This is a genomic window from Azobacteroides sp. (SeqCode), assembly GCF_055395615.1.
On sequence record NZ_AP014701.1, the window covers coordinates 886,368 to 898,610 of the forward strand.

9 protein-coding genes are annotated in these 12,243 nt (G+C 31.9%); 3 read left to right on the forward strand and 6 right to left on the reverse strand.

The genetic code is table 11. The annotated features are described in order from the left end of the window. The first annotated feature begins 147 nt into the window (after window positions 1-147). Entirely contained in the window at window positions 148-2,052 is a 1,905-nt protein-coding gene (gene dnaK / locus ACZ5QM_RS03555) for a molecular chaperone DnaK (RefSeq protein ID WP_464182697.1), read from the forward strand. Between the two features lie 303 nt (window positions 2,053-2,355). On the opposite strand, the gene xylE is transcribed toward dnaK, so the two are convergent. The 5 genes from xylE to prfB form a co-directional block, all read right to left on the reverse strand. Next, a complete protein-coding gene (gene xylE / locus ACZ5QM_RS03560; RefSeq protein ID WP_464182699.1) occupies window positions 2,356-3,798 on the reverse strand; it encodes a D-xylose transporter XylE in 1,443 nt (480 codons plus the stop codon). Between the two features lie 81 nt (window positions 3,799-3,879). Next, window positions 3,880-5,205: a xylose isomerase gene (gene xylA / locus ACZ5QM_RS03565; RefSeq protein WP_464182700.1), complete on the reverse strand. Its 1,326-nt coding sequence runs from the start codon at window positions 5,203-5,205 to the stop codon at window positions 3,880-3,882. A 176-nt stretch (window positions 5,206-5,381) separates the two neighbouring features. Further along, a complete protein-coding gene (locus tag ACZ5QM_RS03570) occupies window positions 5,382-6,860 on the reverse strand; it encodes a xylulokinase (RefSeq protein WP_464182702.1) in 1,479 nt (492 codons plus the stop codon). Between the two features lie 164 nt (window positions 6,861-7,024). After that, the gene (locus ACZ5QM_RS03575) at window positions 7,025-8,368 is read right to left on the reverse strand and encodes an MATE family efflux transporter (protein WP_464182704.1); all 1,344 of its coding nucleotides are present in this window, start codon (window positions 8,366-8,368) and stop codon (window positions 7,025-7,027) included. A gap of 321 nt (window positions 8,369-8,689) precedes the next feature. Continuing rightward, window positions 8,690-9,803, reverse strand: a protein-coding gene (prfB, locus tag ACZ5QM_RS03580; RefSeq protein WP_464182705.1) for a peptide chain release factor 2 whose coding sequence is annotated in 2 segments (ribosomal slippage) — window positions 8,690-9,739 and window positions 9,741-9,803 — 1,113 coding nt in all. Because the reading frame shifts where the segments join, the coding sequence is not laid out codon by codon here. A gap of 93 nt (window positions 9,804-9,896) precedes the next feature. Here prfB and ACZ5QM_RS03585 point away from each other — a divergent pair. Further along, a complete protein-coding gene (locus ACZ5QM_RS03585) occupies window positions 9,897-10,667 on the forward strand; it encodes a thymidylate synthase (RefSeq protein ID WP_464182707.1) in 771 nt (256 codons plus the stop codon). 41 nt (window positions 10,668-10,708) lie between these two features. Next, window positions 10,709-11,206 carry a dihydrofolate reductase gene (locus tag ACZ5QM_RS03590; protein WP_464182708.1) on the forward strand — a complete coding sequence of 166 codons (498 nt, stop codon included), beginning with the start codon at window positions 10,709-10,711 and terminating at the stop codon, window positions 11,204-11,206. Between the two features lie 3 nt (window positions 11,207-11,209). On the opposite strand, the gene ACZ5QM_RS03595 is transcribed toward ACZ5QM_RS03590, so the two are convergent. Next, window positions 11,210-11,815: a DUF4290 domain-containing protein gene (locus ACZ5QM_RS03595; protein WP_464183333.1), complete on the reverse strand. Its 606-nt coding sequence runs from the start codon at window positions 11,813-11,815 to the stop codon at window positions 11,210-11,212. Window positions 11,816-12,243: the final 428 nt, after the last annotated feature.

Below are 12,243 nucleotides of genomic sequence, written 5' to 3' on the forward strand. Positions count from 1 at the left end.
TTATAACGTATACTCTATGTCTCGAAATATTTTACTGATTGCCAAAACGTAGAACTGACTTATTGTCAGTCCTACGTTTTGGCATATCGTTTGACGAAGTATCTATTGAAATGAGATTAAATTTAAACAATTAAACATATTACAATTATGGGAAAAATTATCGGAATTGATTTAGGAACGACTAATTCCTGTGTTTCTGTAATGGAAGGAGGAAAGCCAGTAGTTATACCTAACAGTGAAGGAAAAATGACAACACCATCTATAGTAGCATTTGTTAATAGTGAACGAAAAGTGGGAGATCCTGGGAAACGTCAAGCAATTACTAATCCTACCAAAACTATTTTTTCTATCAAAAGATTTATGGGTGAGACTTATGATAAAGTATACAATGAAATTAATCGTGTGCCTTACAAGGTTGTACGTGGTAGTAATAATACTCCACGTGTGGACATTGATGGACGTCTATATTCTCCACAAGAAATTTCTGCAATGGTTCTTCAAAAAATGAAAAAAACAGCTGAAGATTACTTGGGTCAAGAAGTAACAGAGGCTGTTATCACTGTTCCTGCTTATTTTGGTGATTCGCAGCGTCAAGCGACAATTGAAGCGGGAGAAATTGCAGGCTTGAAAGTGAAACGTATTATTAATGAACCGACAGCTGCTGCTTTAGCCTATGGACTAGAAAAAGCCAACAAAGATATAAAAATTGCTGTATTTGACCTTGGTGGTGGAACATTCGATATTTCTATCCTCGAGTTAGGAAGTGGAGTATTCGAAGTTTTATCAACTAATGGGGATACACATTTGGGAGGTGATGATTTTGACTATGTAATCATCAACTTTTTAGCAGATGAATTTCAAAAAAATGAAGGTCTTGATTTACGCAAAGATGCTATGGCAATGCAACGTCTGAAAGAGGCTGCTGAAAAGGCAAAGATTGAACTTTCGAGCTCAACTTCTACTGAGATTAATTTGCCTTATATTATGCCAGTGGATGGTATGCCAAAACACCTAGTAGTTACACTAAATCGTTCTAAATTTGAACAATTGTCTGATAAATTGATTCGTACTACAGTTGAACCCTGTGAAAAAGCATTAAAGGATGCTGGTCTAACAGCGAAAGATATAAATGAAGTTATTTTAGTAGGAGGGTCAACTCGTATTCCAGCTATTCAAGCAGAAGTAGAAAAGATTTTTGGTAAAGCTCCTTCCAAGGGTGTAAATCCAGACGAAGTAGTAGCTGTAGGAGCAGCTATTCAAGGAGCTATCTTATCTGGAGACAGTAATTTAGGAGAAATGGTATTGTTGGATGTTACTCCACTCTCTTTAGGCATAGAAACAATGGGAAATGTAATGACAAAACTAATTGAAGCCAATTCGACTATTCCAATAAAAAAATCAGAGACATTTACAACAGCTGCAGATAATCAACCATCGGTAGAAATACATGTTTTGCAAGGTGAGCGTTCACTGGCAAAAGATAATAAAACTATTGGAAAATTTCATTTAGATGGTATTATGCCAGCACCTCGTGGGGTTCCTCAAATTGAAGTAACGTTTGATATTGATGCAAATGGAGTGGTGAGTGTATCAGCGAAGGATAAAGCTACGAGTAAAGAGCAAAGTATTCGTATTGAAGCTTCTAGTGGTTTAAGTGATGCTGAAATTAAACGTATGAAAGAAGAAGCTACTATTAATGCTGAAGCAGATGCTAAATCTAAAGAACGTGTTGACAAATTAAATCATGCTGACAGTGTAATTTTTCAAACAGAAAAACAACTGAAAAATTTGGGAGATAAAATACCGTCTGATAAAAAAACTTCCATTGAAATTGCTTTAAAAAAATTGAAAGAAGTCTACAAAGTACAAGATCTATCGAGTATTGATACTGCTATTGAAGAAGTAAATAATACTTTTCAAGCAATAAGCCAGGAATTGTATAATAATGCACAAGCAAAAGCCAGCGATTCTTCTGGAAATAACACACAAAAAAATAATACTTCTAATAGTGAGAATAATGTTACAGATGTAGATTTTGAAGAAGTGAAATAGGGGGAACCCTAGTTATTAATAATCCAAAATATTGTATAAATGTAGATTCTATTTACAACATATAGGATAAGAATAGGATATTAATATTTTTATTAGTTAGTTTATTAACTAATAAGGTTATATATTTTTTTGAAAAAATGAATTTCTTGGTTTATTTTCATTAGTTGTGAGGATGATATTGATATGGAGTTGGTTTTTTGATTTTAGTTATCAAACTCTTTAATTTAAAAGAGAAAAGGAGGAATGTGAAATATAATTCCCCCCTTTTCTTTTTTTATAATGACACGACTCCTCCTAATTTCTCTACTTCTTTTTCTCCCAAAAGATACTCATATCTTCCAAAGTTTTTCCTTTAGTTTCAGGAACCCATTTCCAAACAAAAACACCTGCAAGTATACATATTCCTCCGTATAATCCGTATGAGATTACCGGACTAAAATCGTAAAGTGATGGAAAAGTAGATGATACTATATAATTGAACACCCACTGGAAAGCAACAGCTATAGCTATAATCTTACTACGAATAGTATTTGGAAATATTTCAGAAATTAATACCCAACAAATAGGCCCCCATGACATCATAAAGAAAGCTGCGTAAGCAATAACAGCAAGCACAGGAATAAATCCTTTTAAGCTAAAATGATCGCATATAGAGATACCAAAAGCGCCTATTGCCATACCAATAGAACCAATGATAAGTAGAGGTTTGCGTCCAACACTATCTACCATATAAATAGCCACTACTGTAAATAGTATATTTACAATACCCATAATAATTGTTTGAATCATACCACCACCTTCAGCACCAGCATTTTCAAAAATACGAGGAGCATAATACAACACAGCATTAATTCCAATCGCTTGCTGGAAAATTGACAAAATGACTCCGATAATTACTACCATAATGCCATAAGAAAACAATTTTTCTGTCTTTTCTTTTGAAGTATTTTGTATATCAGATAAAATTTCTTTTGCTCTCTCTGCCCCATTTATTTTAGTAAGAACAGATAATGCTTGAGGTATTTGACCTACCAATACTAGATAACGAGGTGTTTTAGGTACAAAAAAAAGTAAAAACCCAAATATTGATGCTATAAAAGCTCCTGAACCAAACATATATCGCCAACCATGCTCAATAGTCCATTGGTCTGAAGAAATATCGACAACAGATTTACCTAAACTATCCTTGCATATTATTGGATTAGTATGATCTCCCATTATTAAATAATTTATAAAATAAACCACCAACATACCAAATATAATAGCGAATTGATTATATGAAACTAATTTTCCACGAATTTGCGAAGGAGCTATTTCGGCAATATACATAGGCACAATAGCAGATGCCAATCCTATACCAATACCTCCTAAAATACGATATAGATTGAAAGCTATCCAAAGATTACGAGATGGATCTCCTTTTGGAAAAAACAAAAATTCTGGATAGAAAGAACCTAGTGCTGATAAAAAAAACAATACAGATGCAAATCGTAATGAATTTCTACGACCACATCTAGATGCCATCAATCCAGACATTAATCCACCTATTACACAACCGATCAAAGCACTGGAAGACGTAATTCCGTGCCAAATTTTATTATAATGAAAATCAGCCGATCTTAAAAAAAATCCTTCCAACCCCTTCTCGGCTCCAGAAATTACTGCAGTATCATACCCGAATAATAATCCACCCATGGTTGCTACTAAAGTGATAAAAAAAACATACAACGGATTATATTGCTTCATAATTCTAATTTTATAATTAATTTATATACGTAAAATGCGCTAACTAAAAATCAATAATTAATACACTAACAACTCTAAAATTTAAATATACATATTTACTATTGCTTCGTATAGTTCTTGTTTGGCACTAATTTGAGTAGGTTTACCATTTTTTGACGCAATATTACGTAAATTTTCAAGAGTTAATTCCCCATTTTCGAAGGCTCTTCCGTCTCCAGAATTGAAGGAAGCATAACGATCTGAACGCATTTTTTTATAATCCGATTCTTTAAGTATACTTGTAGCTGAAACTAAAGCACGAGCGAAAATATCCATTCCGGAAATATGAGCGATAAAAACGTCTTCCAAATCAGTTGAGTTACGACGAGTTTTTGCATCAAAATTCGTACCTCCATTACAAAAACCACCTCCCTCAACAATGACTAAAAGTGCTTGTACTAATTCGTAAATATCAATAGGAAACTGATCGGTATCCCATCCGTTTTGATAATCGCCACGATTAGCATCTATAGAACCCAGCATACCTGCATCAACAGCTACCTGTAATTCATGCTCAAAAGTATGACCTGCTAGAGTGGCATGATTTACTTCAATATTTACTTTAAAATCTTTATCTAATCCATAATAACGCAAAAAACCAATAACAGTTTCCGTATCTACATCATATTGATGTTTAGACGGTTCCATTGGTTTAGGTTCAATGAGAAAAGTACCTTTGAATCCTTGCTTCCGTGCATAATCACGAGCCATAGTCAACATTTGAGCTAAATGTTCCTTTTCACGTTTCATATCTGTGTTCAACAAACTCATATAACCTTCACGACCACCCCAAAATACATAATTTTCACCTCCTAATGCAATCGTCGCATCGATTGCATTTTTAATTTGACCTCCTGCCCAGGCGACAACAGCAAAATTAGGATTAGTGGCAGCTCCATTCATATAACGCTGATTTCCAAAAACATTAGCTGTGCCCCAAAGTAATCTAATACCAGTAGCAACCTGTTTTTCTTTAGCATACTCTATGATTTTAGCTAAATTCTTTTCATATTCTGTAAAAGAATCACCTTCTTCTATTAAATCTGTATCATGAAAACAGTAAAATGGGATACCTACTTTTGTCATAAATTCAAATGCAGCATCCATCTTTTTTTTAGCACGACTAATAATATCTGAACCTTTATTCCATTGAAATTTTTTAGTTCCACCACCGAACTGATCGGAACCTTCAGCACATAAAGTATGCCAATAAGCCATAGAAAACCTCAACCATTCTTTCATGGTTCTCCCTAAAATGACTCTATTCTCGTCATACCAACGAAAAGCCAATGGATTTTTGCTTTCTATTCCCTCAAACTTGACTTTCTCAATCCCTGGGAAAAACTCTTTGATATTTAATACATTCATAGCATAAAAAATTTTAATTTCAAAAAATTAAACTCTGCACCAGTCATCTATTATTATCTATCGAAAGTTACTTTTTAATAGATGAAAATCTTACTATTTACTTACTACATTGAAATAACCTCCGACTCCTTTCTCAAAATATACTATATCCCTGCTAAAAGAAAAATTCAAGCAGATTATTTACTTAAAAAACTCTCCCATCTTTCATACGCTTCTTGGTATTGCTGTTTTTCTATAACTTCTGGATCAACTATAGTAAGTTTTTCAAGGTCAGCGAATGCTTCCTGGGTGTTTCTGTAAATACCTGCGCCTATACCAGCCCCTTTAGCAGCTCCTGCTGCTCCATTAGTGTTATAAAGCTCAATAATACTACCACTGATACTTGCCAAAGTTCGACAAAAAATTGGACTTAAAAACATATTAGCATTGCCTGCACGAATAACCTGTATACTTATTCCCATGTCTTTCATTATATTCATTCCGTATTGAAAAGAAAAAACGATTCCCTCTTGAGCAGCTCGAATAATATCTGATCGGTTATGCGTATTGAAATTAATTCCATGAATAGAACATCCTTTTCCCTTATTTTCTAAAATACGTTCCACTCCATTACCAAATGGAATAATAGAAATTCCCCTACTACCAATAGGGGATTTGGAAGCTATACTGTTCATATCATTATATGATGTTTCTACTGAAACAATATTTTTCTTAATCCATGAATTTAATATTCCTGTGCCATTAATACATAATAAAACTCCTAAACGAATTTGCTTGTCTTCATGATTAACATGAGCAAAAGTATTTACACGTGAAAGGGGATCATAATTTATTTGACCTAACACACCGTAAACCACACCGGAAGTACCTGCTGTTGAAGCAATTTCACCAGGATTAAATACATTTAATGAAAGTGCATTATTAGGTTGATCGCCAGCTCGATAGGATACCGGAGTCCCTTCTTTCAATCCTAATTCCTTTTCTATCTCAGCAGAAACAAACCCTTGAATACCAAAGGTAGGTTTAATTTCTGGAACAAGACTTTCATCAAAGCCGAAATAACTTAAAATCTCTTCAGATAGACAATTTTTCTTAAAATTCCAAAAAATACCTTCGGACAAACCTTCTACAGTAGTCACAATCTTATTTGTTAAACGCATACAAATATAATCTCCAGGCAACATGAACTTGTATATTTGTTCGTAGATACAAGGTTCTTTATCTTTAATCCATGCTAGTTTAGCAGCAGTAAAATTGCCTGGAGAGTTGAGTAAATTCTCCAGGCAATTTTCTTTTCCAAGAATTTCAAAAGCTTTTTCACCGTAAGAAGCTGCCCTACTATCGCACCAAATAATAGAAGGACGCAGTACCTTTTTAAATTTATCTACTAGAACTAGTCCATGCATCTGCCAAGAAACACCGATAGCTTTAATACTTGCGGCAGCAACACCCGATTGTTTTAATACTGACTCGTGAGCCAATTTTAAATTGACCCACCATGATTCTGGTTCTTGCTCTGCCCACCCCACTCTCTTAGCAATGATTTGCATTTCTATTTTCGGGGAGAAATCTTGCGCGACAACTTCCCCTGACTCTGCCTCTACTAAACATGCTTTTACAGAAGAACTTCCAATATCATACCCAAGCAAATACATTATTCGTATTATTTATTACTATACTAAGTAAACAATCTAACTAGACGGAACACAAATCGACAGAAAGTTAAATAACTTTTCATATAAATCCAAATTTTTTTAATTCTTTTTATATTTTTTGAATACCTTGTATAGAGATGTTAATACTAAATTTTAAAAAAAAGTTATAATATTATAGTTCTCAATTTTTTATACAATAATACACCTGATAATAATACAGATAAAAAGTCAGCTATACATATACTTACCCATACTCCCAATACTCCCAAATAATGAGGTAAAACAAAAAGAATAGGTATTAAAAAAATAATCTGACGGGTTAATGATAAAGTAATAGACTTTTTCGAATCTCCTATATTTTGAAAAAAAGCAGAACTAACCATTTGAAACCCAACTAACGGATAAATAGCAAATACCCAACGCAATCCAACGATAGCAATATCCTTTAATTGTTTTTCTTTTGTAAACATAGATACAACTATATGCGGAAATAGTTCAACTACTGTAAATCCTATAATCATAACAAGAGTCGCACAGAAAATAGCTTGTTTCAATACAACAATAACTCTATCATATTTTCTTGCTCCATAATTATAACCTACTATCGGTTGCATTCCTTGATTTAAGCCCATAATAATCATAATAAATAAAAAAGCTACTCTACTAACTATTCCATAAGCTCCAGCTGCCAAATCACTTCCATAACATACCAATTGTTTGTTAATAAGGATAATTATCAAACAACTACCAGCATGCATTACAAAAGGTGCTAATCCAATGGTTAAGGAATCAGTTACTATTTTCTTATCCAATCGGTATATTCTTTTTCTCCAATGAATAAAAAAGCTTTTATTATTAAATAAATATAATTGCCAACAAAGAACAATTGTTTGCGAAATAATTTCCGCGAAGGCAGCTCCTTGTATTCCCAAGTTAAAGTAAAAAATAAATAAAGAGTTTAATATTAAATCGATAAATACAGAAAAAAAGATTGCTAACATAGCTTTTTGTGGATGTCCGATTGAGCGAAGCAAAGCATTTAACCCAAAATATAAATGAGAAATAACATTTCCAGAAACAACTATTAACATAAAACTGTGAGCATAAGGGAATGTATCTGAGCTTGCACCAAAAAAATGTAAAATGACGTTCAAAAAAGGAAGAGTTATCAATGTTACTGTTATACCTGTAATTAAATTTAAAATGACTAGATTTCCTAATACATTGTTAGCAGTTTTATAATCTTTTTCTCCTACTCTAATAGATAGCAAAGTAGATGCTCCAACACCGACTAAAGTGCTAAAAGCAGATCCAAAATTCACTATAGGAAAAGTAATCGTTAATCCTGAAAAAGCTAGAACACCCACTCCTTGACTAATAAAGATACCGTCAATAATATTATACAACGAAGTAACTGTCATGGCAATTGTTGCTGGAGCAGCGTATTGTATTAATAACTTACTTATTTTTTCTGTTCCTAAAACAAGCGGAGAACTTTTATTTTTCATTTGTATACTAAAACTATTCGAATAGTCTTAGACTAATAGTAAAGGATTTAAATCTTAATTATTAGTAAAAACTCTTTTTATTTTATAAAAAAACTTATCTAAATAGGGAGGCTTCCCCTATCACTTTCTCTAAAAAGAGCTACTAGAGAGTTTAACAATGGAGCTACTTTGTATTCTCCTTTTCCATAGAATTTCAATTTTAAACAGTTTAATCTAAACAGATAATTATTTATGATCTATTTAAATTAGTATACTCGTATACTTAGATTATACATATACTTAGATTATACATATACTTAGATTATACATATACTTAGATTTTTAGTGTCCATTACTGGTTAGCATCAAATAAGCTTTAATAAAATTATCTATATCTCCGTTCATAACTGCTTGTACATTGAAAGTTTGCCAATTAGTACGATGATCCTTTACTCGTTTATCATCAAAAACATATGAACGAATTTGGGATCCCCATTCTATTTTTTTTTTGTTAGCTTCTATCTTTGCAGAAGCTTTTTTACGTCTTTCTAATTCTAATTTATACAGTTGTGATTTTAATAAACGAATAGCATTATTTTTATTCCCAAACTGAGAACGAGATTCGGTATTTTCAATCACAATTTCGTTAACTTCTTCTGTATCAGGATTTCTATAATTATAATGTAAGCGTACACCTGTTTCTACCTTATTAACATTTTGCCCTCCTGCCCCACTTGATCGAAAAGTATCCCATGTAATATTTCCCAAATTAATATCAATTTCAATAGTATCATCTATTAAAGGAACAACGGAAACAGAAACAAAAGAGGTCATTCTTTTCCCTTGAGCATTGTAAGGTGAAACACGTACTAATCTATGTACACCGTTTTCACTTTTTAGATAACCAAAAGCATAATTTCCTTCTACTTGTAAAGTAACTGTTTTTATACCTGCATCATCACCATCTAACCAATTAGTAATAGTTACTTTGTATTTTTTCGTTTCGCACCAACGACTATACATTCGATAAAGCATTGCTGCCCAATCTTGGGCTTCTGTTCCTCCTGCTCCAGCATTAATCTTTAATACTACCCCTAAATGATCCTCTTCTGACTGAAGTATATTTTTCAACTCCAGTTCTTCAATTAAAACAATAGCATTTTTATAAATTTTATTAATTTCCTCTTCGCTAACAAGATTTTCTTTATTAAAATCAAAAGCTAATTGCAATTCTTTGACAGCTGATTGAACTTCATTATATGCAATTACCAAAGCCTTGGTAATACTTATCGTTTTTATTTTTTTTTTTGCACATTCAGGATGTTCCCAAAAATCGGGAGCTCTTGTACTGAGTTCTTCCTCTTCTAACTGAATTATTTTATCATCAATTTCAAAGATGCCTCCTTAACGCGGATTGGCGTTTCAAAACTTCTCGTAATTGGTCTGTTGTTATCATAATCTTTCCACTGTTGTTGACATATTATTAAAATCCATAATGATCAAAATACAAAAAATATTCTATTTTTGCAGAATAAAAACGATTATATAGATGCAGCAATACTTAAATCTCTGTAAAAAAATACTTTCTGAAGGTGTTGAAAAGAAAGATCGTACAGGTACTGGTACACTCAGCATCTTTGGTTATCAGATGCGCTTTAACTTACTAGATGGGTTTCCACTTTTAACAACAAAAAAAATTAATATTAAGGCGGCTATTTATGAATTATTGTGGTTTATTAAAGGTGATACAAACATTAAGTGGTTAAATGATAATGATATTCACATTTGGGATGCATGGGCTGATGAAAATGGGAATTTAGGCCCAATATATGGGAAACAATGGAATAGACAGAATCAATTTGGGAGAGTAATAGAGATGATAAAAAAAAATCCTGATTCTCGTAGATTGATAGTTAATTCGTGGAATACTTATGCTCTCTCTAAAATGAAACTTCCTCCATGTCACGTCCTTTTCCAATTCTATGTTAGCAATAATAGTTTATCTTTGCAGCTGTACCAAAGGAGTGCAGATGTGTTTATTGGTTTGCCATTTAATATAGCTGAATATGCTTTACTTCTGATGATGGTCGCACAGGTTACTGATCTAATCCCTAGAGATTTTATACATACCATAGGAGATTCACATATATATCTTAACCATTTGAATCAAGTAAAATTACAGATAAACCGTGAACTAAGAGTACTTCCTACAATGACTATCAATCCAGAAGTGAAAGATATATTTTGTTTTAAGTACGAAGACTTCAAATTAGAAGACTATGTATATAGCCCCTTTATTAAGGGAGAAGTAAATGTGTAATTTTATTTTTAATCTTAAACTTAGTAAATGACAGATTCAGTGTGAAACTTTCTATAATTGTTTCTCTAGGGAAAAACAATGAAATCGGAAAAGGAAACGATTTGCTTTGTCATATGCCTGCTGACCTAAAATATTTTAAGGAAATAACACTAGGACGTACCATAATTATGGGAAGAAAAACATTCAATTCTCTTCCTAACGGTGCCCTTCCTGATAGAAGAAATATTATAATCAGTCACAATAGAAATTTGACAATAAAGAATGTCAAGATTTATACCTCATTAAATTGTGCTTTATCAAAATTAATAGATGAAGAAGAGATTTTTATCATTGGAGGTTCCCAGATTTATCAACAAACATTACCTATTGCAAATAGGCTTTATTTGACTAAAATTCACGCTTCTTTTCCAGAAGCTAATGTTTTTTTCCCTATCATTAATTATAGTGAATGGAATAAGACATATTGCAGAAAAATTCCTGCTAATACAGGAAATCCTTTTTTTCTTTCATTCACAAAATATGAAAGATCGCATGAATAAAAATCATTTTCTGAATCTTTGCAAGTGAAGAAAACGATTATTTCCGGAGTTTTTATATGATGTTCTTTTTATTTCTATTAACTTATAATGATTTTCATCTAAAGCAATGCTACCATTTGAAAGTTGTTTAAGATCTTCAAAAATTTTATGGTCATCTACTCCTTCTTTGTTCCAAATAAGAAAAGATCTCTTCATATGAGTTGCCAAGAGATTAATAAGGCGTTTTTTCCGTTCGCCCTCTTCATATTCTACAACTTTTCGAATCATTTTTTCCATATTTTTCCCATAGTATTTATAAGCAATAGAGCTTTGCGGATAGGGTAATTTTGAAGGTTTAATATATAAATCTTCTTTTTTCACTACTTCGTAAGGATAATCAATATCTAATGAAAAATCTGCCATAACTGCCAAATTATCCCATAAAATATGCTTAAAATTATTTACATCTCTCAAATGCGGGAACATACTACCCATAATACTAATAATGACATTTGCATATTTTGTCCTCATTCCTTTATCAGGAATAGAAATGCAATAATCTATCATATTTTGAATGTTTCTTCCATATTCAGGTAATTTTAAACGTTTTTTTTTGGTATTGTATACCATTGATGTTATCATAATCTTATTTTTTCTATTGGGTGTATTTTTAAAGCTAACAGTTAAAATTTCTATGTTTATCTAAATTAAGAAATTATAATTAACAATATTCTTTTATTTCAAACTTAAGTTTGAAATAAAAGAATATTGTTAATTATAATTTCTTAGAAAAATTACTAAGGGTTATTTTTTCAAAAAACTCTAATAAATAATGATCAGTTTGTCTCCAACATTTTTTTTTGTACCAATTCAAAATGGTATAAAATACGTATATATTAAGTAAAAATTGGTCTAACAATTGATATTGAAAATCAGTTATATGTACAATTTTTTAAAAAATTGTACATATAACTGATTTTCATAAACATTGCTAACAAAGATTAACAAAAGATGTAGAGTTAGTAACTCTGTAATTAGAAGTAGAAGGTAATTTTTGA